Origin of the sequence: Microvirga lotononidis (assembly GCF_034627025.1) — a bacterium.
GTDB lineage: Bacteria > Pseudomonadota > Alphaproteobacteria > Rhizobiales > Beijerinckiaceae > Microvirga > Microvirga lotononidis.
This window is the reverse complement of record NZ_CP141048.1, coordinates 1,016,937-1,041,556: the sequence shown is the minus strand read 5'-3', so window position 1 is coordinate 1,041,556 and position 24,620 is coordinate 1,016,937. Positions and strand designations below refer to the sequence as shown.

Annotated in this window: 21 protein-coding genes; 11 read left to right on the top strand and 10 right to left on the bottom strand. The window is 65.7% G+C overall.

Annotated features, from left to right (window positions below; translation table 11 throughout):
- Positions 1 to 25: 25 nt before the first annotated feature.
- Complete coding sequence (purU, locus tag U0023_RS04895; protein ID WP_052600647.1) at positions 26 to 889, top strand: formyltetrahydrofolate deformylase; 864 nt, start codon at positions 26 to 28, stop codon at positions 887 to 889.
- A gap of 137 nt (positions 890 to 1,026) precedes the next feature.
- Here the strand turns inward: purU and U0023_RS04890 are convergent, their stop codons facing one another.
- Positions 1,027 to 1,932: a DMT family transporter gene (locus U0023_RS04890; RefSeq protein WP_009763456.1), complete on the bottom strand. Its 906-nt coding sequence runs from the start codon at positions 1,930 to 1,932 to the stop codon at positions 1,027 to 1,029.
- Between the two features lie 76 nt (positions 1,933 to 2,008).
- Between U0023_RS04890 and U0023_RS04885 the strand changes: the two genes are divergently transcribed.
- Together U0023_RS04885 and U0023_RS04880 are read left to right on the top strand one after the other, a co-directional pair.
- Positions 2,009 to 2,872, top strand: a complete 864-nt coding sequence (locus tag U0023_RS04885; protein WP_009763457.1) for a type 1 glutamine amidotransferase — start codon at positions 2,009 to 2,011, stop codon at positions 2,870 to 2,872.
- Positions 2,873 to 3,005: 133 nt separating this feature from the next.
- Positions 3,006 to 3,929, top strand: a complete 924-nt coding sequence (locus U0023_RS04880; RefSeq protein ID WP_040638691.1) for a PepSY-associated TM helix domain-containing protein — start codon at positions 3,006 to 3,008, stop codon at positions 3,927 to 3,929.
- Positions 3,930 to 4,358: 429 nt separating this feature from the next.
- Here U0023_RS04880 and U0023_RS04875 read toward each other — a convergent pair whose 3' ends face one another.
- The gene (locus tag U0023_RS04875) at positions 4,359 to 4,868 is read right to left on the bottom strand and encodes a DUF2244 domain-containing protein (protein WP_009763459.1); all 510 of its coding nucleotides are present in this window, start codon (positions 4,866 to 4,868) and stop codon (positions 4,359 to 4,361) included.
- A 20-nt stretch (positions 4,869 to 4,888) separates the two neighbouring features.
- Here U0023_RS04875 and nth point away from each other — a divergent pair, with 20 nt between their 5' ends.
- Positions 4,889 to 5,644, top strand: a complete 756-nt coding sequence (gene nth / locus U0023_RS04870) for an endonuclease III (RefSeq protein WP_009763460.1) — start codon at positions 4,889 to 4,891, stop codon at positions 5,642 to 5,644.
- A gap of 57 nt (positions 5,645 to 5,701) precedes the next feature.
- Here nth and U0023_RS04865 read toward each other — a convergent pair whose 3' ends face one another.
- Together U0023_RS04865 and U0023_RS04860 are read right to left on the bottom strand one after the other, a co-directional pair.
- A complete protein-coding gene (locus U0023_RS04865; protein WP_009763461.1) occupies positions 5,702 to 5,968 on the bottom strand; it encodes a hypothetical protein in 267 nt (88 codons plus the stop codon).
- 3 nt (positions 5,969 to 5,971) lie between these two features.
- Positions 5,972 to 6,769 carry an undecaprenyl-diphosphate phosphatase gene (locus U0023_RS04860; RefSeq protein ID WP_009763462.1) on the bottom strand — a complete coding sequence of 266 codons (798 nt, stop codon included), beginning with the start codon at positions 6,767 to 6,769 and terminating at the stop codon, positions 5,972 to 5,974.
- 178 nt (positions 6,770 to 6,947) lie between these two features.
- Here U0023_RS04860 and U0023_RS04855 point away from each other — a divergent pair, with 178 nt between their 5' ends.
- Together U0023_RS04855 and queG are read left to right on the top strand one after the other, a co-directional pair.
- Complete coding sequence (locus tag U0023_RS04855) at positions 6,948 to 7,640, top strand: glutathione S-transferase family protein (RefSeq protein WP_009763463.1); 693 nt, start codon at positions 6,948 to 6,950, stop codon at positions 7,638 to 7,640.
- On the top strand, positions 7,538 to 8,779 hold the full coding sequence (queG, locus tag U0023_RS04850) for a tRNA epoxyqueuosine(34) reductase QueG (RefSeq protein WP_083861437.1): 1,242 nt from the start codon (positions 7,538 to 7,540) through the stop codon (positions 8,777 to 8,779). Before U0023_RS04855 ends, queG begins: the two co-directional genes overlap by 103 nt.
- A gap of 42 nt (positions 8,780 to 8,821) precedes the next feature.
- Here queG and U0023_RS04845 read toward each other — a convergent pair whose 3' ends face one another.
- Both U0023_RS04845 and U0023_RS04840 read right to left on the bottom strand, forming a co-directional pair.
- Complete coding sequence (locus U0023_RS04845) at positions 8,822 to 9,754, bottom strand: GNAT family N-acetyltransferase (RefSeq protein ID WP_009763465.1); 933 nt, start codon at positions 9,752 to 9,754, stop codon at positions 8,822 to 8,824.
- 177 nt (positions 9,755 to 9,931) lie between these two features.
- Entirely contained in the window at positions 9,932 to 11,470 is a 1,539-nt protein-coding gene (locus U0023_RS04840; RefSeq protein ID WP_009763466.1) for a YifB family Mg chelatase-like AAA ATPase, read from the bottom strand.
- Positions 11,471 to 11,753: 283 nt separating this feature from the next.
- Between U0023_RS04840 and U0023_RS04835 the strand changes: the two genes are divergently transcribed.
- Together U0023_RS04835 and U0023_RS04830 are read left to right on the top strand one after the other, a co-directional pair.
- Entirely contained in the window at positions 11,754 to 12,866 is a 1,113-nt protein-coding gene (locus tag U0023_RS04835; protein ID WP_083861438.1) for a sensor histidine kinase, read from the top strand.
- Entirely contained in the window at positions 12,859 to 13,311 is a 453-nt protein-coding gene (locus U0023_RS04830) for a response regulator (RefSeq protein ID WP_009763468.1), read from the top strand. The genes U0023_RS04835 and U0023_RS04830 overlap by 8 nt, the downstream gene beginning before the upstream one ends.
- Before the next feature lie 9 nt (positions 13,312 to 13,320).
- On the opposite strand, the gene mutS is transcribed toward U0023_RS04830, so the two are convergent.
- Complete coding sequence (mutS, locus tag U0023_RS04825; protein WP_009763469.1) at positions 13,321 to 16,041, bottom strand: DNA mismatch repair protein MutS; 2,721 nt, start codon at positions 16,039 to 16,041, stop codon at positions 13,321 to 13,323.
- Positions 16,042 to 16,191: 150 nt separating this feature from the next.
- On the opposite strand from mutS, the gene U0023_RS04820 reads away from it, so the two are divergent.
- Positions 16,192 to 18,483 (top strand): NADP-dependent malic enzyme, encoded by a 2,292-nt coding sequence (locus U0023_RS04820; RefSeq protein ID WP_009763470.1) that lies wholly within the window; start codon positions 16,192 to 16,194, stop codon positions 18,481 to 18,483.
- Between the two features lie 19 nt (positions 18,484 to 18,502).
- Here the strand turns inward: U0023_RS04820 and U0023_RS04815 are convergent, their stop codons facing one another.
- The gene (locus tag U0023_RS04815; protein ID WP_009763471.1) at positions 18,503 to 19,669 is read right to left on the bottom strand and encodes a DUF305 domain-containing protein; all 1,167 of its coding nucleotides are present in this window, start codon (positions 19,667 to 19,669) and stop codon (positions 18,503 to 18,505) included.
- Positions 19,670 to 19,864: 195 nt separating this feature from the next.
- Here U0023_RS04815 and U0023_RS04810 point away from each other — a divergent pair, with 195 nt between their 5' ends.
- Entirely contained in the window at positions 19,865 to 20,476 is a 612-nt protein-coding gene (locus U0023_RS04810; RefSeq protein ID WP_009763472.1) for an HAD family hydrolase, read from the top strand.
- 129 nt (positions 20,477 to 20,605) lie between these two features.
- Positions 20,606 to 23,071 (top strand): ATP-dependent helicase HrpB, encoded by a 2,466-nt coding sequence (hrpB, locus tag U0023_RS04805; protein ID WP_009763473.1) that lies wholly within the window; start codon positions 20,606 to 20,608, stop codon positions 23,069 to 23,071.
- 263 nt (positions 23,072 to 23,334) lie between these two features.
- Here the strand turns inward: hrpB and U0023_RS04800 are convergent, their stop codons facing one another.
- Together U0023_RS04800 and U0023_RS04795 are read right to left on the bottom strand one after the other, a co-directional pair.
- Positions 23,335 to 23,712 carry a methylglyoxal synthase gene (locus U0023_RS04800; protein ID WP_009763474.1) on the bottom strand — a complete coding sequence of 126 codons (378 nt, stop codon included), beginning with the start codon at positions 23,710 to 23,712 and terminating at the stop codon, positions 23,335 to 23,337.
- 12 nt (positions 23,713 to 23,724) lie between these two features.
- The gene (locus tag U0023_RS04795; RefSeq protein WP_009763475.1) at positions 23,725 to 24,528 is read right to left on the bottom strand and encodes a DUF1194 domain-containing protein; all 804 of its coding nucleotides are present in this window, start codon (positions 24,526 to 24,528) and stop codon (positions 23,725 to 23,727) included.
- Positions 24,529 to 24,620: the final 92 nt, after the last annotated feature.

Here is a 24,620-nt window from a genome sequence, read left to right as displayed (position 1 = left end):
CGAAGAGGAACGCATCATGGCGCCGATTCCCTCACAACGCTTCGTCCTGACTCTCGCCTGCGCGAATCGTCCGGGCATCGTGGCGGCCGTGGCGGGGCATCTGTCGGAGGCGGGCCTCAACATTCTCGACGCGCAGCAATACGACGACACGCAGACGGATCGCTTCTTCATGCGTGTCGTGTTCAATCCCGTGACGGGCGAGAGCGACATCGAAGCGCTGAGAAGCGGCTTCATGCCGCTCGCCGAACGCCTCGGCATGACGTGGACGATGAGCGATCAGGGGCGCAAACAACGCGTCATGCTGCTGGTCTCGAAATTCGACCATTGCCTGGCGGACCTGCTCTATCGCTGGCGCATCGGCGAGCTCGACTTCGAGCCTGTCGGCGTGATCGCCAACCATCCGGCCGAAACCTACAGCCACGTGGATCTGGGCGACGTGCCGTTCCACTGCCTTCCCGTCACCAAGGACACCAAGCTCGAACAGGAGGCGCAGGTCTGGGAGATCATTCGCGACTCCAAGGCCGATCTCGTGGTGCTCGCGCGCTACATGCAGGTGCTGTCGGACGGTCTCGCGGCGAAGCTCGCGGGCCGCTGCATCAACATCCACCACTCGTTCCTTCCCAGCTTCAAGGGCGCGAAGCCCTATCACCAGGCCCATGCCCGCGGCGTGAAACTGATCGGCGCGACCGCGCATTACGTGACGTCCGATCTCGACGAGGGTCCGATCATCGCGCAGGACGTGGAGCCGATCACGCATCGCGACTCGGCGGAGGATCTCGTGCGCAAGGGCCGCGACATCGAACGTCGCGTGCTGGCCCGCGCCGTGCGCTACCACCTGGAGGACCGCATTCTCCTCAACGGCCGCAAGACAGTGGTGTTCGCGGATTAGCGGCCTTCTGAAAACCCTTTGTCGTCATGGCCGGGCTTGTCCCGGCCATGCACGTCTTGAACGGCGGCAAAGGCGCGGATGCCCGCAACAAGTGCGGGCATGACGGGGAGGGCAGTATCCTTGTCGTGGCCCTTCGCTTACCGCCGCCGCTCCGCCAGCCAGATGCCGCCGAGCACGAGGGCCAGTCCGATCGCGTGGTAGAGGGCGAAGGGCTCGCCGAGCAGGACCACGGCGAGCAGCGCGCCGAACACCGGCACCAGGTTGACGAAAAGCCCGGCCCGGGTCGGGCCGATCAGCTCCACGCCGCGGATGAAGAAGATCTGCGAGAGCAGCGAGGGCAGGAGCGCCACATAGAGCAGGATGAGCCAGCCCTTGGGCGTGGGAAACTGCGCGGTCCCCTGGAGCATCTCCACGCCGACCAGGGGCAGGGAGCTGCCGAAGGCCACGAGGGCCATGGCGGCGAAGAACACGAGGCCGGGCATCGCCGGGCGATAACGCAGGCCCAGCGTGTAGACCGAATAGAATACGCACGCGATCAGCATCCACACGTCGCCGATATTGATCGCCAGCGTCTTCAGGATCTCCCAGTCGGCTTTGACCGAGACCGTGATCACGCCGACCAGCGTGACGATCATGCCAATGATCTGGAGCGGAATCACCCGGGCGCGGAAGACGGCGATCATGCCGATGAGCACGAAGACCGGGATCGAACCCTGGAAGATGGTGAGGTTGACCGCGCTGGTGTGGTGGGCGGCGGCATAGAAGAGCGCGTTGAACGCGGTGAAGCCGGAGACGCCCATGACGAGAGTGTAGAGCCATCGCTCCCTGAACGTCTTCCGCTCGGCTACGAGCTGCCGCCCCACGAGCGGCATGAGGATCGCCACCACGACCACCCAGCGCAGGCAGGTCAGCACCATGGGCGAGACTTCGCCGATGGCGAGCCGGCCGGCGATGCCGTTGCCGGCCCACATGAGCGTGGTGAGGACCAAAAGCAGATAGGACTGCCCCCAGAGCCCCTGCCGCAGCGTTTGCAGAAATTTCATCGGAGGGTGGACCTTATGACGCTTGCGGCGGTGTGCCGTTCGGCTAAACCGGCACGAAAGAAAGCGGGTGACACGCATGGGCTTAAGGTTTCTGGTGGTCGAGGGCAATACGCGGGGCGCAAGGCAGGCCCACAAGGAAGCCTATGGACTCATGCCGTCGGAATCGTATGCGGCGGTGATTCAGGGCATCGTGGGCGAGACCGTCTGCGACATCGCCTTCCCGGCGGATCCGGGAGCGAACCTGCCGGATGCGGCCGGGCTCCAATCCTACGACGGCATCGTGCTGACCGGGTCGCATCTCAACATCTACGACCGCACCCCCGACATCCTGAGCCAGATCGACCTGATGCGGGCGGTCTATGCGTCCGGAACCCCGTCCTTCGGCTCCTGCTGGGGCCTGCAGGTGGCGGCCGTCGCGGCGGACGGGGACGTACGGCCCAACCCTCTCGGGCGCGAGGTGGGGCTGGCCCGCAAGCTGACAGCCACCGACCAGGGGCGGAGCCACCCTCTGCTCGAGGGGCGGCCCGCAGCGTATGACGCGCCCGCCATCCATCTCGACATGGTGACGGCCCTGCCTGGCGACTGCACGGTGCTGGCCTTCAACGCCGTGTCTCCCGTCCAGGCCGCCGAGATCCGCCAGGACGGAGGCGTGTTCTGGGGCGTGCAGTATCACCCGGAATTCTCCTTGGGCGAACTTGCCGTCATCCTGGGCCGCCGGACCGAGATCCTCGTGAAGGAAGGCTTCTGCCGGACCGCCGAGGACGCCATGGCCTATGCGCAGGACCTGAGCACCCTCGACAAGGATCCGGCCCGCTTCGATCTGGCCTGGCGTCACGGCGTCGACGCGGAGGTCCTCGATCCGCAGCGCCGCACCCGCGAGATCCGCAACTTCATCGAGCACCGCGTGAAGACGGCCAAAAGCGCCCGAGGGCGGGCATAAGAGGCTCAAGCTTCGCCCTGCTCCTGGTCGTCCTGGGCGGATCCGGCGCAGCACATTACGGGATCTTAACTTGAGGTCCTGCCCGGCCGGCACGATCATGAGGCTCACCTTGTGCTCGGAGTTGGACCCGCCCATGAGCAAGGCTCTGTTGCTGCGACTGCATCGGTGGGTGGCCCTGACTTTCGCCCTGCCGCTGCTGGCCGTCATCGTGTCCGGGTTAATCCTTTCCTTCGAGCCCATCGTGGAGGAGAGCGCCATCAAGTCGGGCTCCGTCTCGGCGGAAACGGTCGAAGAACTGCTCCAGCGGTACGACCCGCAGGGCACGGCGCGCGCTCTCGTCCTGCGCCCGGAGGAGAACACGCTGACGATCACCGGGGTGCGGCCCGGCGGCGGCGTGGCGATCGATCTCGCGACCGGTGAACCCGTGAACCTTGCGGCAAGGTCGTCCCCCGACGTTTTCGAAACGGCGCGTCAGATCCACGAGCACCTGCTCCTGCGGGGCGGGTGGCTGGTGATCGCCTCGACGATCGCCATGCTCGCGCTCGCCTCCCTGGGAATTCTCATGGGTTGGCCGAGGCTGCGCAATACGCTGCCCGGCTGGCATAAGGGCGTGGGCTGGTTTCTGCTGCCGCTCGTCGTCCTCAGCCCGCTGACGGGCCTTCTCCTGGCGTTCGGTATCTCCTTCGCGCCCGCTCCAGCGTCCTCCGCCGCCTCCGGCCCGCCTCTGCCCCTGCGGGAGGCGGTGCGCGTGCTCGCGGTCGAACACGACCTGTCGTCCCTGAGCTGGATCCGGCCCCTCGGCCGCGGCCTCGTGGCCCGCGTGGCCGAAGACGGGGAAATGCGAACTTACGCCCTCAACCGGCAGGGAGCCGTTCCCATGCCCCGCAGCTGGCCGCGTCTCATCCATGAGGGCAGCTGGGGCGGCTTCACCCTCGCCATCCTGAATCTCGTCACGTCGGTCGCGCTCCTGGGCCTCCTGGTCACCGGCAGCTGGATCTGGCTGCGCCGCCAGTACCGCCGCCTTTCCGGCCGCCAGCGGCTCGCTCGGATGACGTGACAGCAATTGTCTCCCGGCATCCCCCTCGGGAGAGGGGATGGCGCTTGCTCACGTCATGGCCGGGACAGGCCCGGCCATGACGGCAAGGCTCCGAGAGCAACGTTATGTTCTCACTTTGTTCTTGACAGGGGCGTGGACCTTGGCTATATCGTTGCACAGCCTGATCCGACGAGGGGCGCGCTTCGCGAGGCGTCGCACGGTGTGGGATCCGGCACGGTCCTGTCCGCCGGTCACGCAGCCGGCGGCAGGAGGCCCTTGGCAGCCCTGCGCTGGTCCAAGTCGAAACGCCTAAAAGAACCGTGCGCGAGGAGCCGTCGGGTTCTTCTAGCTAACTTAACACAGCGAGCCGGACGGCCCGTCGCGCCACCCTCGATCTCCTGAAAGGCTCGCAGCGCAAGCTGCGGGCCCCAAACGGCTGGAATTTTTTGCTCAATGACCCCGTTTCACATCCGCCAGGGCCCGTCCGAGGGCATCGGCCAGGGTCTCCCGCTCCGGCGGAGACAGGTCGCGCGCGATTTCCACATGCACGTTGCGGAAGTTCAACGAGAGGTGCTGCATGCCGTACTCATCGTCGATTTCGCGGTCGATGCGGGTCCAGAGCGGGTTGAACTGCCAATCCTTCACGTCGCCGCAGGGGCTCACCTTGCGGAACAGAAGCCGGATCGGCGTCAGCTCCAGAAGCTCGAAGGCCTGGCCCTGGCGGTAGCTGACCCGGAAGGCGATGTAGAGGCCCAGGAAATCGAGACCGAAGAAGCCGGCCACCGGCCAGAACCCCATGATCACGAAGGGCAGGCTCGCCACGATCGAGGTGAGGCAGACCAGCACCATCAGGGTCCTGAAGCCCTGCGGGCTCAGGGACCGGTGCGGACGGATCACGGCCGAGAACACCGGCCGCTCGAACCGGTCGATCTCGCCATAGGATGCCTTGCCGCTTGCCATGCCTCAAGTATAACGCAGAAATGTCCGATCTGAAGCCATCCCCCCGACGTATCGCCAAGGCAAATTCGAGCTCGAAATCGAAGCCGGCCGTTCCGGCGAAGGCGGTCGGGAAGGCGCTTCGCAAGCGCACCCCGAAGCCCGTCGACCGGGCGACGATGGTCGAGGTCTTCCGGCGCCTGCACGCGGCCAACCCGGAGCCCAAGGGCGAGCTCGACTACACCAATCCCTATACGCTGCTGGTCGCCGTGGCGCTCTCGGCGCAATCGACCGATGTCGGCGTCAACAAGGCGACGAGAAACCTCTTTCCCGTCGCCGACACGCCGCAGAAAATGCTCGCTCTCGGCGAGGAGGGCCTGCGCGGGCACATCAGGACGCTCAACTTCTACAACACGAAAGCCAAGAACGTCATCGCGGCTGCGAGGCGCCTCGTGGACGAGTTCGGTGGCGACGTGCCGAATTCCGTCGAGGTGCTGGAAACCCTGCCGGGCGTCGGGCGCAAGACCGCGAGCGTCGTGGTCAACATCGCCTTCAAGGATCCGCGCATCGCGGTCGACACGCATATCTTCCGCGTTACCAACCGGATTCCGCTGGCCATCACCAAAACGCCCTTGGACACGCAGGTCGCGCTCGAGGCCCTCATTCCGGACGAGTACCGGCTGCACGCCCATCACTGGCTGATCCTGCACGGCCGCTACATCTGCAAGGCTCGCCGCCCCGAATGCTGGCGCTGTCCGATCAACGACCTGTGCCGCTATCCGGACAAGACGATTCCGTAGAGCGTCGAACGCGAAAGTGAGAACCGGCTTTGCGCGAAAAGATGCGTCCGACAAATTCTAGATCGGAACGCCCGTGGGCCTGAGGCATCGGGGCGCAGCCGGCACGCAGGCGATGCCCGGCGTCGAGCAGGCAAGTCCATCGGGCGTGCGGCGACACACGACACATCCATCGGTCCACTCGGCGCAGGCAGGTCCGCCCGGAGGACCGCCTTCGGTCGCAGGCTGCGGGCCGATGCCCGCACCCGCGATCACGGCGAGAAGCACCGCCATGAGGGCGGCCGCGATGGACAGCGTGATCGCGAGCGCCTCGTCGCGCGACGGCATCGATCAGCCGTAGACGATCAGGGCGGCGAGGCCCGCGGCGCCCACGATGATGCGCCAATAGGCGAAAGGGGTGAAGCCGTGGCGGGACACATAGTCCAGGAACAGCTTCACCACGACGAGCGCCGCCACGAAGGCGGACACGAAGCCTGCCCCGATGAGCACGGCGTCGTTGGCGGAGAGGAACTTGTAGTTCTTCAGCAGGTCGTAGGCGAAGGCGCCGGCCATGGTCGGCATGGCGAGGAAGAACGAGAATTCGGCCGCGGCGCGCTTCGAAGCGCCCATCAGCATGGCGCCCACGATGGTGGCGCCCGAGCGGGAGACGCCAGGCACCATGGCGGCGCATTGGATGAGGCCGATCTTGAAATACATTGACAGGGGGAAGCGGGTCGCGTCGGTCTTGGTCGCCTCGAGCGGCATGCGGTCGATCGCCATGAGCACGAAGCCGCCTACGATGAGGGTCATGCAGACGATCCAGGGATCGAACAGCACGTCCTTGATGAAGCCGTGGAGCAGGGCCCCGATCACGGCGGCCGGCAGGAAGGCCACGAGGACACCGATGACGAAATGGCGCGCCATCGGATCGTACGGCAGGGCCTTGGCGATGGACCAGAGCTTGTTGAAGTAGACGGACAGGATCGCCAGGATCGCGCCGAGCTGGATCAGGACCTCGAAGGTCTTGCCCGTGGACTCGAAGCCGAGGAAATGGCCCACGAGGAGCAGGTGGCCGGTGGAGGAGACGGGAAGGAATTCCGTCAGACCTTCGATGAGGCCGAGAAAGAGCGCCTCGATGATTTGCGACATCGTTGAAAATCCTGAAAACGGCGCCAGATGCGGGAGTACGTCGTGTCTGTCAAGCAAGGTTTGCGCCGCCGGCGTAGCCCTTTTGCATCACGGACATGAGATTCACCAATATTCCTTACCAACCCTTAACGAAGCACGGCCTTATTCTCGCCGCCTGTTTCGCGTCACTCATAGATTCATGGCCATCCTGCATTCTTATCCGTTTTGCCCGCAGTCGCGGTTCGCGCGTCTCATTTTCGCGGAGCTCGGCCTTGAGCCGGATATGATCGAGGAGAAGCCGTGGGATCGGCGCATTCCCTTTCTGGAAATCAACCCGGCCGGAAATCTGCCGCTCCTGATCGACGATAACGGACTTGCCGTCGCAGGCCCATTAAGCCTTGCGGAGTATCTCGACGAGACACGGGGAGAGGACCTGCGGGACAGGCGTTTCCTGCCCCGGGACCTGGAGCAGAGGATCGAGGTCCGCCGCCTGCTCGACTGGTTCCTGGTCAAGTTCCACGGCGAGGTCTCGGATTACCTTGCCACAGAAAAGATCTATAAGCGGTTCATGCCCATCGAGCTGGGGGGCGGTCCGCCGGACATGGGCGCGATTCGCGCAGCCCAGACCAATGTGCGATACCATCTCAAATACATCGGTTTTCTGATTTCCGCGCGGAATTGGCTGGCCGGCGACCAGATGACCTATGCGGATCTGGCGGCGGCGGCCCATCTGTCGGTGGTGGATTATCTCGGCGACGTGCCATGGGACGAGGACGAAACAGCGAAGCATTGGTACGCCAGGATCAAGTCCCGGCCGTCCTTTCGCGCGCTCCTCGCGGACCGGGTGCCGGGGATGGCGCCGGCGGGACATTACGACGACCTGGATTTCTAGACGGCAACGCTCTCAAGGCGGCGTTCGTCGAGCGCGCGAGGGCGCTCGGCTTCGACACGATCCGCATCGCCACGCCGGATTCGATCCCGCTGGCGCCGGAGCGGCTCAAGGCTTGGCTCGAGGCCGGCCATCACGGCTCCATGGAATGGATGGCGGAAACCGCCGAGCGCCGTGCGGATCCGAGAACCCTCTGGCCCGAGGTGCGCAGTATCATCCTGCTCGGGCTGAACTATGCTCCCTCCGGGAACCCGTTGGCGGAGCTGGCGCGGACGGATCGCGGCTACATCTCGGTCTATGCCCGCAACCGAGACTATCACGACGTGATCAAGGGCAAGCTCAAGGAGGCGGCAGGGTTTCTCGCTTCCAAGGCCTCGTCGGACGTGAAGGTCTTCGTCGATACGGCCCCCGTCATGGAGAAGCCGCTCGCGGAAGCGGCAGGCCTCGGTTGGCAGGGCAAGCACACGGTCGTGGTCTCGCGCGAGTTCGGCGACTGGCTTTTCCTGGGCGCGATCTTCACCACGGCGGAGCTTCCGCCCGACGCGCCGGAGCGGGACCATTGCGGCTCATGCCGCCGCTGCCTGGACATCTGCCCGACGAACGCCTTTCCCGCGCCCTACCAGCTCGATGCGCGGCGCTGCATCTCGTATCTCACCATCGAGCACAAGGGACATATCCCGGCGGAGCTTCGCCCTGGCATCGGCAACCGGATCTTCGGCTGCGACGATTGCCTCGCCGTCTGCCCGTGGAACAAGTTCGCCCAGGCGGGGCGCGAGGCGCGGTTGGTGCAGCGGAACGATCTCGCAGCGCTGCCGCTGGCGGAGCTGGCGCGGCTCGACGATCCGAGCTTTCGCGTCCGGTTCGCCGGAACGCCAGTCAAGCGGACCGGACGCGACCGCTTCATCCGCAACGTGCTCATCGCCATTGGCAATTCACGGGATGCCGCCCTAGCCGACGAAGCCCTGCGCCTCCTCGACGATGCCTCGCCGCTCGTGCGGGCAATGGCGGTCTGGGCCCTTGCTCGCCTGCTTCCGCCGGAGGCTTTGGCCCGTCACGCCGAAGAGCGGTTGAAGCGCGAGGACGATCCGGATGTACGCGAGGAATGGCGGCGGGGAATGACAGCGGCTAGGGCGGTGGCCTAATCGACGCTGGCCTTGAGGGCTTCATCATTCCGCGTCAGATGCTCACGCCGCGTGCCGGTTCGCCGTTGGGCCGAAATGGTCGATGTAGCGCGGGTTGATGGCCGAGACGGGCAGGACGACGAGCACGTCCGTGGTGCCGAACTGCCGGTCGATCACCGCTCCCGTGCCGAAAGTCGCGCCCAGGCGCAGATAGCCCTTGATCAGAGGCGGCAGGGCATGGAGCGCCGCCTTGGGGTCGATGGCCTCCTTGGGCAGGATGTCCATCGCCGTGAAACGCTCCGGCAACGCACGGGCCTGCCATTGAGCAGGCGCGGCGGCATAATGGTGCAGGAAGCTCAAGGGAAGCGCCAGATCCTGCGGCTCGGTGCCCTCGAGGCTGGCGCAGCCCATCATCACGTCGATGCGGTGATGGAGGACATATGCCCAGATGCCGTGCCAGAGCAGTTCGACCGTGCGCTTGTTGCGATAGGGTTCGAGAACGCAGGAGCGGCCGAGTTCGAGGAAACGCAGGCCAGGATGGGCCTTGAGCAGGGGCGCGATGTCGTATTCACCCCTGGTGTAGAAACCGCCGTGGCGGTTGGCGACGTCCTGGCGAAGCAGGCGGTAGGTGCCCACCACTTTCGGCTTGGCGGAGCGGAAGGGTTTCGGCTTCACGGCGTGGTCGATCACGAGGAGATGGTCGCAAAGGGCATCGTAGGCATCCACGTCCCGGCGAGAAATCAGCGCGGCTCCGTTGGGAGAAGCCGACATTTCCTCGTAGAAAACCTTGAAGCGCAGGCGCTGGGCCTTTCGGATTTCCCGCGTCGTCGTGGCGAGACGCACCTCCAGCGAACCGATGCGACCCAGCACGGGGTCGAGGCTGCCGTAATCGCGGACGATCCTGTCGGTGCCGGGAATGAGCTTGGTCAAGCCATGGGGGCGAAGCCCCGAAATGGCCGGAAAAGCTGCCGTCTCCTTCGACGGGGAAAGATTCATCGCTGCCTCACGGGATCGTGCCTCCGGTTCAGGCCCAAGCTTGGCCATGGCCGGCTTCCGTCATGACATAAAACCCATTCGAAACTGTTTTGTGACAGAAAACATAAATGTCCCCCTGGAAAATATCGAGATCGGCACTGGATTCCGGAAAAAGGCCGTGAGCGATCGATCGTATCCTCAGGTGGCCGCCGGGCGACGGTCTGCATGGGCGCGGTAGGACAAGGCTTCGGCCACATGGATGCGCCGCACGCGATCCTCCCCGTCGAGGTCGGCGAGGGTGCGACCCACCTTCAGCACGCGATGGAAACCGCGCGCCGACAGGCGCATGGTCTGGGCGGCATCGCGGATGAGGGACAAGCCCTCCGGGTCGGGTTGGGCGATCTCTTCCAGAAGTGCGGGCGGGCAGGCCGCATTGGTGGTGACGCCGTTGAGGTTCAGGGCCGCGTAGCGTTTGGCCTGCCGCTCCCGGGCGCGGGCGACGCGGGCCGCGACCTCGGCCGACCCTTCCACAGGCGGTGGCAGGATCAGGTCGGCGGCTGTGACCGCCGGAACGTCGATGGCGAGATCGATGCGGTCGAGGAGAGGGCCCGAGAGCCGCGCCTGATACTGCGCGATGCAGCGCTCGTTGGGCTGGCGACGACAGACATAGCCCGGCTCGGCGGCTTGCCCGCAACGGCAGGGATTCATGGCGGCGACGAGTTGAAACCGCGCCGGGTACGTCACGCGGTGATTGGCCCGGGCGATCAGGATCTCGCCGGCTTCCAACGGCTGGCGCAGCGAATCGAGCACCTGCGGCTGAAACTCCGGCAGCTCGTCGAGGAAGAGCACTCCATGGTGGGCGAGCGATGCCTCACCCGGACGGGCATTGAGGCCGCCGCCTACGAGCGCCGCCATGGAGGCCGAATGGTGCGGCGCCCGGAACGGACGGCGGTCGGACAAGGCGCCGTCGGCCAGGAGTCCGGCAACCGATTGGACCATCGAGACCTCCAGCAACTCCCGCGGCGAAAGCGGGGGCAGGATGGAGGGGAGGCGCTGCGCGAGCATCGACTTGCCGGCCCCAGGGGGGCCGTTCATCAGCAGGTTGTGCGATCCGGCCGCGGCGATCTCCAGCGTCCGCTTAGCGCTTTCCTGTCCCTTGATGTCGCGCAGATCCGGCAGGTTGCCCGAGGTCGGCATGAGAGCCGGTTCGGGCCGTGCCATCACCTGCGTGCCCTTGAAATGGTTCGCGAGCTGGATCAGGGAGCGTGGTGCCAGAATCTCGATGTCGCTGCCGGCCCAGGCCGCCTCCGACCCGCAGGCCTCGGGGCAGATCAGTCCGTGCTCGCGCTCATAAGCCGCCATGGCGGCCGGCAGGGCGCCGGCCACCGCCGTGATGGAGCCGTCGAGGGCCAGCTCGCCCAGCACGGTAAATCCGTTTAAGGCATCGCCCGGAATGGCCCCGATGGCGGCCATGACGCCGAGCGCGATGGGGAGATCGTAATGGCTGCCTTCCTTCGGCAGGTCGGCTGGCGCAAGATTGACCGTGATCCGTTTCGCCGGCAGGGCGAGGCCTGAGGCGATCAGGGCGGAGCGGACCCGCTCGCGGGATTCCGCCACGGCCTTGTCCGGCAGGCCGACGATCATGAAGACAACGGAGCCGGGCGTGATCTGGACCTGCACATCGACGGCACGCGCCTCGATTCCCTCGAACGCGACGGTGGAAACGCGCGTAACCATCCCTGGACCTCCTTGACGGAGTGATGTTAGCGCGGCGGTTCGAAATGCGATAGTGTTTCGAATTCTGCTCCGCAGCGGCGGCGCGACTTGTTGATGCAAAAGCGGAACCCTGCCGTCGTCGTCGCGTTGAGTCCCACTATGTCGCGAGCCGGATTTCGGAAAACTCGCGGGAGCACAAGGGTTCTATCATCGACGGGGCAGTTCCTGGCATGGAGCGGTTTTTCTATTTGAACGAGCCGGCACGGCGCCGCCGTGAGATCCTACGCGGCGTTCTCAAGTCGTAATGTTGGCAGAAACCCACATATCCCCTTCAGACCGAGCGGCTGACCTCCGGGATGCTCCTTTCAGGGCTGCGTTCCAATCCTTGCGCATGCCGATTGTGATGGTGGATCCGCATCAGGTTCATGCGCCTGTCGCTTTCGTCAACCAGGCTCTTCTCGATCTCACGGGATATTCTCAGGAGGAGGTATCGGGCCGGAACTGGCATCTCCTCCACATGCCGGGATCGGGCCGGGATGACTTGAACGCCGTCGATGTCGCCCTTCATGCCGGAGAGCCATTCGAAACCGAGTTTCTCGGACGTCGGAAGAACGGCTCCGCGTTCAGGTGCTCGCTGGCCCTCTCGCCCGTCCATGACGAGGCAGGCCATCTCCGATGGGTCGCTCTCGCGCTGACCGAGATCGGCCCGGCGCACCGTTCAGACCGGGAGGATACCGACCAGAGCCGGCACTTGGAGGAGCAGGTGGAGCGCCGGACCAGGGATCTCCAAGCCGCCCTCGACCGAAAAACTTCGCTGCTCCACGAGGTCGAGCATCGGATCAAGAACACGCTCCAGATGACCGCCTCCCTGGTCCTCCTGAAGGCCCGCCGCCTGCGGGATCCGGAGGCGAGGAGGGTCCTGCAGGAAACTGCCGAACGGGTCAGCGCACTCTCGGCCGCCCACCGGCTCCTCTCCGCGGCAGGGGACGGAGGCCGGTTCAACCTGAAGGAATTCACCGCGGAGCTGGCCGGAGAGCTGGTCACGACTTTGCCGAAGGGACAGGTCGACCTCGACCTCGACATCCAGCCGCTCGGCGTCCCAGCCCCCAAGGCGACCGCGCTCGCGCTTCTCATGAACGAACTTATCGGCAACGCCGTTAAGCATGCTTTCCCAAATGGCCGCCGGGGTCGATTGACAATCGAGATCGGACGGACGGAAAACGGCCTGAAAATCGCCGTCGCGGACAATGGCGTCGGCCTCGATCATGCTCCCCCGGCCGAGGGAAGTTTTGGGAAAACCTTGATCACGATGTTGGTCCAACAGTTGAAGGGGCAGTTGACTTGGCGCGATCAGAAGCCAGGTACACGTGCTGAAATCGTGATGCCCGTCGATGCGCAGGAGATGAAGTTTGAGTAGCGAGAAGCCGTTGCGCATCCTCATTGTCGAGGATGAAATCCTGATCGCTCTCGAGCTTGAAAGCCTTCTGCAGGATCTGGGACATGAAGTCGTCGGGATGGCCGCGTCCTCCGAGGAGGCTCTGTCCCTCGGCCAGAAGCTCCGGCCGGACCTCGCATTCGTCGATGTTCACCTGGCCGACGGGCCGACCGGCGTCGATGTCGCGCGCAGCCTCTCGGCGAACCATCGGGTCACAGTGCTGTTCATGACGGCGAACGCCAAGCGCATCCCCGAAGATTTCGCCGGCGCCTGGGGCGTCATCGCCAAGCCCTATACAGAGCGCGGCGTCCGCGAAGCCCTGAGCTATGTCATGGTCGGGCAACTCCGCGAGCCCGACGAGGCCCGAACGGTGACCTTCGTCCCTTTCGGCGCCGCTCTCCGGGAGCGTAGCTCTCAGATTTCCTAAGGCTTCTTCCTATCGCTGCGCCTTGAGCCGGTAGAGCGCATCGAGCGCCTCCCGGGGCGTCATCGCGTCTGGATCCAGGGCGTCTAGCGCCTCCCGCAAGGCGTCTCGCTGCGGCGTCGCAGCGGGCTCGGCCCGGAACGGAACGGCGAAGAGCGGCAGATCGTCGACGAGCGCGCGCTTGGGCGCTTCGCGATCGGACTTTTCCAGCTCGCTCAGGATCGTCTTCGCCCGCTCGACGACGGGGCCGGGCAGGCCTGCAAGACGTGCCACCTGCAAGCCGTAGGAGCGGTCGGCGGCTCCGGGCACGACTTCGTGCAGGAACACCACCTCGCTGTTCCATTCGGTGACCTTCAGGGTCGCGTTGGAAATCCGCTTCATCCGTTCGGCGAGCGCAGTCAGCTCATGGAAATGGGTAGCGAACAGCGCGCGGCAGCGATTAGCCTCGTGCAGGTGCTCGATGGCCGCCCAGGCGATGGAGAGCCCGTCGAAGGTGGCGGTGCCCCGGCCGATCTCGTCGAGGATGACAAGCGAGCGGGCGGTGGCTTGGTTGAGGATGGCGGCGGTCTCCACCATTTCGACCATGAAAGTCGAGCGGCCGCGCGCCAGATCGTCGGCGGCGCCAACGCGGGAGAAGAGCCGGTCGACGATTCCGATATGAGCTTCTCTCGCGGGCACGTAGGATCCCATCTGGGCGAGCACCACGATCAGTGCGTTCTGGCGCAGATAGGTGGATTTACCGCCCATGTTCGGGCCAGTGATCAGCAGGATGTGGCCTGCGTCCTTGCCTGAGAGGTTCGAGTCGTTGGCGATGAAGGGAACGCCATCGCGCTTCAGCGCCGCCTCGACCACCGGATGACGGCCGCCCTTGACGGCGAAGGCGAGGCTCGCGTCGACCACGGGACGGGTCCAGTCGAGGCGCATGGCGAGATCGGCCAGGGAGGCGGTCACGTCGATGACGGCAATGGCTTCGGCGGCGGCCGCCACGTCGGCTGAAAGGGCGAGGAGCGTCTGCACCATCTCGTCGAACAGGGCGAGTTCGATCTTCAGGGCCCGATCGGCCGCGGACGCGATCTTCGATTCGAGCTCGCCCAGTTCCATCGTCGAAAAGCGCATGGCGCCCGCCATGGTCTGGCGATGGACGAAGGTGTCCTTCCATGGCTCCTTGAGAAGGTCCTCGCCCACGTTCTGCGGCACTTCCACGAAATAGCCGATCATGTGGTTGTGCTTGACGCGTAAGGTCCGGCAGCCGGTCTCGGTGGCGTAGCGCGCCTGAAGGGCGGCAATGAAGCGGCGGGAATCCTGCTGCAGCTCGCGCAACTCGTCGAGATTGGAATCGAAGCCCTGGCGGACGAAGCCGCCATCGCGCTTGAGCAGTGGCAACTCGTCGGCAAGCGCCGCGGCAAGCCGGTCCGCCACATCGGTCCGCAGGCCCTGAAGCACCTGCGCGGCCGCCAGCAGCTCCTTCGGCAGATCGGGCGCAATCGCCAGTTCGAGCCCGAGTTCGCGGGCCGCGAACAGGCCGTCGCGCACGCAGGCCAGATCCCGTGGCCCGCCGCGTCCCAGGCTCAGGCGCGAGATGGCGCGGGCCAGGTCGGGCGAACGCTTGAGGATGCGCCGCAGGCGATCGCGCAGGTCGTTGTTCCCGACGAGGGTCGTAACGGCATCCTGCCGGTCGCGGATCCGGTCGGGATGGGTGAGGGGGCCGGCGAGCCGCTCGGCGAGGAGCCGCGCACCGCCCGGCGTCACCGTGCAGTCGATGGTGGCGAGAAGGCTGCCCGCCCGCTCTCCGGACAGGGTCCGTGTCAGTTCCAGATTGGCCCGGGTGGCCGCATCGATGGCGAGCGCCGCGCCCGACGTGTCCCGGGAAGGCGGGTTGAGCGCCGGGCGGCTGTCGATCTGCGTCTTCTCGATGTAGAACAGCGCGCTGCCCGCCGCCGTGATCTCGGCGGGGCTGAAGGCGCCGAAGGAATCGAGGGTCGCAACCCCGAAATAATCCTTAAGCCGCCGTTCGGCCGAGGCCGGATCGAGGCCCTCGCGGGACAGGGGCGTGATGGATGCGCGGGTCTCCTGCCAGAAGCTCCGGAGGTCCGGATCGTCGTGGATCACGTCGGGGACCAGGATTTCGCGCGGCTCGAAGCGGGCGATTTCGGCGGAAAGGCCGGTGCCGTCCGTCTCGCTCAAGACGAAATGACCTGTGGAAATGTCCACGGCGGCCAACCCGTAGCACCATTGGGTGTCGGACGCGCGGCGTCGCGCGATGGCCAGCAGGTAATTCGCCCGGCCGGGTTCCAGCAGGCGCTCCTCGGTGATCGTCCCAGGGGTGACGAGGCGCACCACGTCGCGGCGCACGACGGATTTGGAGCCGCGCTTCTTCGCCTCCGCCGGATCCTCGGTCTGCTCGCAGACGGCGACCCGGTGCCCGAGGCCGATGAGGCGCTGGAGATAGTCGTCGGCCCGCTCCACGGGCACGCCACACATGGGGATGTCCTGCCCCTGGTGCTTGCCGCGCTTGGTCAGCACGATGCCGAGCGACTGGCTGGCGATCTCGGCATCCTCGAAGAACAATTCGTAGAAGTCGCCCATCCGGTAGAACAGCAGGCTGTCCGGATTGGCCGCCTTGATCTCGATATACTGGGCCATCATGGGCGTGACCCGGCTGTCCTGCGCGGGTGCGGGCGCGGCGTTCGACGGGGCGGTCTCGGAGGATTGATAGGCGGCTTGGGACGACATCCGGTCTGTTTAGCAAAGCTGGCCTGCCCTTTCATCCGTGTCATAGGGTCCAAAGGGCGGATGTGGACAAGTCTTGAGAAAGACACCCCCTATGCCTTAAGGTCGCATCCCCTTTTTGGAAACGCCCACCCTTAAAAGAAACCATATCCCATGACCGACGATCAGCGCCCGATCCGCCGCAAACGCCCCACCTTCACCGATCAGGAGGCGCTGCAATTCCACGCTCAGGGAAGACCCGGCAAGCTCGAAGTCGTTCCGACCAAGCCCATGGCGACCCAGCGGGACCTGTCGCTGGCCTATTCGCCGGGCGTCGCGGTGCCGGTGCTGGCGATTGCGGAAAACCCGTCCCTCGCCTTCGACTACACGACCCGCTCAAACATGGTGGCGGTGATCTCGAACGGAACCGCCATCCTCGGTCTCGGCAATCTCGGCGCACTCGCCTCGAAGCCCGTGATGGAGGGCAAGTCGGTGCTCTTCAAGCGCTTCGCCGACGTGGATTCCATCGATCTGGAGGTCGACACCGAGGATGCGGATGCGTTCATCAACTGCGTGCGCTACCTCGGCCCCTCCTTCGGCGGCATCAACCTGGAAGACATCAAGGCGCCGGAATGCTTCATCATCGAGGAGCGTTTGCGAGAGTTGATGGACATTCCCGTCTTCCACGACGACCAGCACGGAACGGCGATCATCGCGGCGGCGGGGCTCATCAATGCGCTCCACCTGACCGACCGCGACATGGCGAAGACCAAGCTCGTGGTGAACGGCGCCGGTGCCGCCGGCATCGCCTGCACGGAACTCCTGAAGGCCATGGGCTTCGCGCCCAACAACGTCATCCTCTGCGACACCAAGGGCGTGATCTACAAGGGGCGCACCGAGGGCATGAACCAGTGGAAATCGGCCCACGCGGCCGAGACGGATGCCCGCACTCTGGCGGATGCCCTGAACGGCGCCGATGCGGTGTTCGGCCTGTCGGCCAAGGGCGCGTTCACGGATGAGATGATCCGCTCCATGGCGCCCAATCCGATCATCTTCGCCATGGCCAATCCCGATCCGGAGATCACCCCCGAGGAGGTGGCGCGCATCCGTGACGACGTGATCATCGCCACCGGCCGCTCGGATTATCCGAACCAGGTCAACAACGTCCTCGGCTTCCCGTACATCTTCCGCGGCGCGCTCGACGTCCAGGCGACCACGATCAACATGGAGATGAAGATCGCCGCCGCCCAGGCGCTGGCGGAACTCGCCCGCGAGGACGTGCCGGACGAGGTCGCGGCCGCCTATCAGGGATCGCGTCCGCGCTTCGGGCGCGAATACATCATCCCCGTGCCGTTCGATCCGCGCCTGATCCATACGATTCCCATGGCGGTGGCGAAGGCCGCCATGGAGACCGGCGTCGCGCGCCGTCCCATCGTCGACATGCGCTCCTACAAGGCGCAGCTCTCGGCCCGGCGCGATCCGGTGGCCGGCACGCTCAACCGCATCTTCGAGCGGGTGCGCAAGTTCCCGAAGCGCGTGGTCTTCGCGGAGGGCGAGGAGGAGCAGGTGATCCGGGCCGCCCTGTCCTTCGTCAACCAGGGCCTCGGCAAGGCCATTCTCGTCGGCCGCGAGGACCGCATCCAGGAAACTGCCACGCAGGCCGGTATCGAGCTCGAAGGCCGCGAGGGGATCGAGATCCACAATGCGCGTTTGTCGCATCGCAACGCGACCTATGCGCAGTTCCTCTATGAGCGCCTGCAGCGCAAGGGTTACCTGTTCCGCGACTGCCAGCGCATGATCAACCAGGACCGCAACCACTTCGCCGCTTCCATGGTGGCCCTGGGCGACGCGGATGCCATGGTGACGGGCGCGACGCGCAACTATTCGACGGCGCTCGCCGACGTGCGCCATGTGATCGATGCGAAGCCCGGGCATCGCGTCATCGGCATCTCGCTCTGCCTCGCGCGCGGACGCACGGTTCTCGTTGCGGACACGGCCATCCACGAGATGCCGAGCGCTCAGGAGCTCGCCGAAATCGCCATCGAGTCCGCCGGCGTCGCGCGCCGTCTCGGCTACGAGCCGCGCGTGGCGCTCCTGTCGTTCTCGACCTTCGGCCATCCGAAGGCGGAGCGCGCGGAGAAGATCCAGGAAGCCGTTGAGATCCTCGACGGCATGCGCGTCGATTTCGAATATGACGGCGAGATGTCGGCCGACGTGGCGCTCAACCGGGACGTGATGGCGCAATACCCGTTCTGCCGCCTCACCGGTCCGGCGAACGTGCTCGTCATGCCGGCGTTCCACTCGGCGTCCATCTCGACCAAGATGCTGCAGGAACTCGGCGGCGCGATGGTTCTGGGTCCGCTTGTCGTGGGCCTCGACAAGCCGGTGCAGATCGTCTCGCTGGGCGCGACCGACAGCGACATCGTCAACATGGCGGCGCTTGCGGCCTACAATATCGGCGGCTGAACCTCACTTGACGGCTCCCTCAATGCGCGTGCATTGAGGGAGCCGCTCCCCGTTGGTCGGCGCGGGCTTCTCCTGCGGGCAGGAGGAGGGACAGGGTGGCGGATTTCACCGCCGCGAAGCCTTGGCTGCCATGCATCAGCTCGATCTCGCCCCGCTGGGCATGGCGCGTGGCATGGGCCATGAGCCGGAGACGGAGGTCGCTAGCACCGCGCAGGGCTCTGTCGGCCATGAGGATCGCACCCTGGTGATGGGTCGTCATGAGGCTGATGAAGAGCGGATCGAAGGCATTGCCGTTCGCGCCGCGCAGGCTGTCCATCTGCGCTGGCGAGAGCATGCCCGGCATGGACGCATGCTCCTCGGGAGAGGCTGGCGGCAGACCCCCGGCGAACCAGCTGCGCCACCATTGCTGGAAGATGGCGATCTCGCCTTTCTGATCGGCCGCCATGAGATGAGCGAGATTCTTGAGATAGGGATCCTGCGCCTTCTCGACGGCGAGCCGCGCAAGCTCGACGCCTTGCGCATGATGAGCCGCCATGCGGCGCATATAGCTCTGATCGAAGGCCGGGTTCTCTCCCATCCAGGGCAGTTCCCGGTTCTGCCAGCCCAGAAGGGCGACGAAGCCGAGCGCCAGAAGAGTGACGGCGGATAACCCGCTCCATACGGCGGTGAAGCGTCCGTGCCGCGAGGGGAGGCGCCCTCTCAGCCAGTCGCGCAGCCAAGGAAAGAGCGGATACATCATGGCCGAGAGGGCGTGAACCAGGAAGCCGATCCAGTAGGGCTGGTTCAGGGTGAAGATCGGCTGCCAGAAGGGGATGAGCGGCACCAGGGAGAACCATTCGAGCGCCGAGGTGAACAGAGCCCAGGGCAGGGCGATCAGGAGAAGGGTTTGCGGCTTCAGGTCGGCGGTCCAGCGCCCGAACAGCCCGAAGAACACGAGGGCCCACGAGAAGTCGGCCCATTGATGGAAGAGGATGCCGGCCGCTATGGACGACCAGGACGGCTCGCTCTGGAGCATGCCGTCGCGCAAGGGAATCGTCGCCACCACCATCCAGTCCACAACCGCGTCGCGCCCGATCCTGGCGGCGAGGAATTGGCTGACGAGAGTCGAGAAGGTGCTCGAGATCAGACCCAGGAGCGCGGCGGCGCGCCAGTTCAAACCTGTCTGCGACTTCAGAAACCCGGCCATCCCGCCTCCGCGCATCGAGCAAGTGGGGTGGAAACGCCCGAGCGGCGACGTTGATCCGGTCAAGCTTCAGGTTCGGCCCGGGCTCCGGTCTGCTCCCTCTAAATTCGAAGGCTGTCCGCCAATCTTGGGAGTGGTGCGCGTGCCGCGGGGCGGATAAACATGGGCGAACGGAATTAAAGGGAAGCGTTTCTGACCATGGGGCAGCCTCAAACCGTCGTGTTCGATATCGGCAACGTCCTGCTGCGCTGGGATCCCCGCAATCTCTACCGTCGGATCTTCGACGACGAGGAGCAGATGGAATGGTTCCTCGCCCATGTCTGCACCCATGACTGGAACGTGGAGCAGGACCGGGGCCGCGACTGGGACGAGGCCGTGGCTCTTCTCGTGAAGGATCATCCGACGCATGAAGCGCAGATCCGCGCGTTCCACGAGCGCTGGGACGAGACCGTCTCGGGTGCCTTCGACGACCATGTGGCCCTCCTGCAGCGCCTGCGGGAGGCGGGCGTGCCGAACTACTGCATCACGAATTTCTCCGGCCCCAAATTCGTCCTGGCGCAGCAGCGTTTCCCGTTCCTGTCGGGGTTCGACGGCATCATCGTGTCCGGCGACGAGCGCCTGCTGAAGCCCGATCCGGCGATCTATCACCTACTCCTGGACCGCTACGGGCTGAGAGCCGAGGATTGCGTGTTCATCGACGATTCCAAGGCCAATGTGGAAGGTGCCCGCAATGTCGGCATGCACGCCATCCATTGTGTCGAGCCCATCGACTTGGCGGCGGAACTGCGCCGGTACGGCTTTCCGGTGTGACATTCCATTCCGGTCATTCGCCGGCCTTGTGCCGATGATGACGTGGACGGTGTCCTCACGGCGAGCCATGACCGGCGAATGACAAGCGATCACACTTGCCCTTCAGGTCCGCTTGAGCCATCAGGCGGCATGCGTGTTTTCGACACCTCCCTTCCCATCGATGCCGTTCTCGGCGAGCTGACGGCTGCCCTGCGCGCACGTCCCAATGCGGTGCTCGTCGCTCCGCCCGGGGCGGGCAAGACCACGCGGGTCCCGCTGGTGCTGCTCGACGAGCCCTGGGTCGATGGCGGCAAGATCATCGTCCTGGAGCCCCGGCGGCTGGCCGCCCGGGCGGCCGCGGCGCGCATGGCGCAGACGCTCGGCGAGGCCGTGGGAGAGACGGTGGGCCTGCGCGTCCGCCTGGGTTCGAAGATCAGCCGCAGGACTCGGATCGAGGTCGTGACCGAAGGTGTTTTCGCCCGCATGATCCTGGACGATCCGTCCCTCGATGGCGTTGCCGCCGTTCTCTTCGACGAGTTCCACGAGCGCTCCCTCGACGCGGATCTGGGGCTTGCCCTGGCTCTCGATGCCCAAGGAGGACTGAGGGAAGACCTTCGCCTCCTCGTCATGTCGGCGACGCTCGATGGCGCCCGAGTGGCGAAGCTGTTGAGCGATGCGCCCGTCGTCGAGTCGGAGGGCCGCGCCTATCCAGTCGAGACGCGCTATCACGGGCGCGATCCCAACCGTCGCATCGAGGAGCAGGTGACGGATGCGGTGACGCGGGCCCTGCGGGCGGAGAGCGGCTCCCTCCTGGTCTTCCTCCCGGGGCAGGGAGAGATCCGCCGGGTCGAGACCTTTTTGCGCGAGCGCGTCAGCGATCCGACGGTCGATATCGCGCCGCTCTACGGGGCGTTGGAGCGGGGCGAGCAGGATCTCGCGGTCAGCCCCGCTAAACCCGGCCGCCGCAAGGTGGTGCTCGCCACCTCTATCGCCGAGACGTCGCTCACCATCGAGGGCGTCCGCGTCGTCATCGATTCGGGCCTTGCGCGCGTGCCGGTCTACGAGCCGAATATCGGGCTCACGCGCCTCGAAACCGTGCGTGTCTCTCGCGCCGCCGCCGACCAGCGCCGGGGACGTGCGGGGCGCACCGAGCCCGGCGTCTGCTACCGCCTCTGGGAGGAAGCCGCCACGGGAGCGCTCGAGCCGTTCGCGCGCCCGGAGATCCTGTCGGCGGATCTGGCGCCGTTGTTGCTCGATTGCGCCGCCTGGGGCGTCACGGATCCCATGTCGCTGGCTTTCCTCGACCCGCCTCCTGCGCCCGCCTTGAAGGAGGCGAGAGCATTGCTGCAGCAGCTCGGGGCTCTCGATGCGCAGGGACGCATCACGGAGACGGGACGCCGCCTGCGCGATCTGCCCCTGCCGCCGCGTCTGGCGAGGATGGTCATGACCGCGGGCGAGACCGGACAGGCGCGCGAGGCTGCGGAGATCGCGGCCGTTCTCGTGGAGCGCGGACTGGGGGGCGATGCGGTGGATCTGGCGGAGCGCGTCGAGCGCTTCCGCCGGGACCGGTCGGGCCGGGCGCAGGACATGCGGCGCATGGCGGAAGCCTGGGCCAAGGGGGGCAACGGTTCCGGGTCAGGCGAACCGCATTCCATCGGCGCGCTGCTGACGTTGGCCTATCCGGACCGGATCGCGAAGGCGCGTGGCAAGACGGGCGAATACCTCATGGCGAACGGGCGCGGCGCCGTGCTCGAAGCGCATGAGCGGCTGGCCAGGGAGCCTTATCTCGCCATCGCAGAGATCGCCGGCGGAGCCGCCTCCGCGCGCATTCTGGCGGCGGCCGCGATCGCGCCGGAAGCGATCGAGAGCCTGTTCGGCGCGACGATCGAGCAGCGCGACGAAGTCGCCTTCGACCGACAGGCCAGGGCCCTGCGGGCGCGGGGCGTCAGGCGCCTCGGGGCCCTGCTTCTCAACGAGCGCCCTTTGAAGGTCCCGGCCACCGAGGAGGCGGCGCGGGCGCTTGCGGAGGGGCTCGTCTCAATAGGCCTCGATGCCTTGCCCTGGTCGAAGGCGCTGGCCCAATGGCGCGAACGCGTGATGTTTCTACGCAAGGCCGAAGGCGAAGAATGGCCGGACCTGTCGGACGAGACCCTCGACCGCACGGCCGAAGAATGGCTCGCACCGCATCTCGTCGGGAAAAACGGCCTCAGCGACCTCGGCCCCGACCTGCTGAGCGAAGCCCTGCGCGGCCTTCTGCCTTGGAACCTGCAGCGACGCCTCGATGCGGAGGCCCCTACCCATATCGAGGTGCCGACCGGATCGCAGATCCCGATCGACTACGGGGCCGAGGAAGGGCCGGTGCTCGCCGTGCGCGTGCAGGAATTGTTCGGGCTCGACAAGCATCCCACCATCGCGGCGGGACGCGCGCCGCTCATCCTGCACCTGCTCTCTCCGGCCCACCGCCCGATCCAGATCACCCGCGACCTGCCGGGCTTCTGGCGCGGCTCCTGGGCGGCCGTGCGGGCCGACATGCGCGGGCAGTACCCCAAGCATCCCTGGCCGGAAGACCCGCTCACGGCACCGCCGACACGGCGGGCCAAGCCACGCGGGACTTGAAAAGACCGCGCAGCGCAGTCTTCACAAATCGTTCCGTCCTATCCTCAACCTCATCCTGAGTGTTTGGCCGGCAATGCGCTGTCAGTTCCTCTGACGTCACCACCGCCCTGGACTTGTTCCGGAGACCCGTGCCGGTGATCCTGATCGATTGAGACGCGGTGCTTTTCGGATCGAGATGGCCGGCACAAGGCCGGCCATGACGAAGAGGGAAACGATTGATCGATCAGACTTTCAGGATGAGGACAAAGAAGATTGTCCAGGATTTACTCCCGGAACGACTCGATCAGCCGTTCCGCCGTGGCCGGGTTGAGGGCCATCGGGATGTTGTAGACGAGGGCGAGGCGCATCAACGCCTTCACGTCCACGTCGTGCGGGTGGGGCGAGAGCGGATCGACGAAGAAGAAGAGCGCGTCGATCTTTCCGTCCGCGATCATCGCGCCGATCTGCTGATCGCCGCCGAGCGGCCCGCTCTTCAGGCGCGTGACGGAGAGAGACGGGCAGCGTTCCATCACGCGTCCGCCGGTCGTGCCGGTGGCGAAGAGGGTGAAGGGCCGGATGTCGTTTTCGTACTTGGCCACGAATTCGGCCATGTCGGCCTTCTTGGCGTCGTGAGCCACGAGCGCCAATGTCAATTGCTTCATGGGAGGAACAGCTCAATTGCTCCAGCGGTCACGCCACTGCATCTCGCCGGCCATGCAGTTGGTGCGCGGAGGGGACTGAATGCGGTTGATCAAGGACTGCTCGGGCATCAGGTTGGCAACTTCCAGCAGGATCTTGGTCTTGATCGCCTCGATGAACTGGTCGCGTTCGCGGGCCGGTACCGTGAACGCGCCTTGCCCGCCGATGACACAGTCCCTGTAATAAATGTCGAGATCCGGGATGTCGAGGTAGCCGGGCTGGCGCAGCATGATCGGCAGACCGTTGATGATGATGCCCTTGGCCACGGCCGCGTCGCGCGCTTCGATCACGAGGCGCCCCTGGTTGTTGGGCCCATCGCCCGAGATGTCGATGACACGGCGCGCCGCGTTGAGGCCGTTCTCGTCGAAAAGCTTCACGCTGAAGTCGATTGCGCTGGAGATCGAGGTCCGCTGCGCACGGCGTAAGGGGGTCGAAGAAATCCTGTCCGCGAAGGCCATCAGGCTTTCGGAATTGTCCAGGACCGTCCAGGGAATGATGACCTTCTGGTCGGGCGAGCCCGCCCATTCCACGTAAGTGACGGCGATCCGGCCCAGCATCCCGCCGCGGATCGCGTCGTGCACGGGCTTGGAGCGAAAGGCCTGGGCGAAGCCCTCCCGCTGCAGGGCCTGTTCGTCCGTATCCATGGAGAAGGAGATGTCGACGGCGATAACCAGGGCGAGGTCGACCTCCGTATCGGGCTGGGCCTGGGCGGGCGCAGCGAACAGCCCCAGGAGGCAAGCAAGGCCCGTGGCCAAGCGGATGAAGCCGGAACGAACCATCGGTGTCTCCTTGTCGGGAGCCGGATCGGTCTTGGGAGTGTGCCAGCTTCTGAAACTAAGGCAAGGACACGCTGGGACCAGGGGCGGTCTCA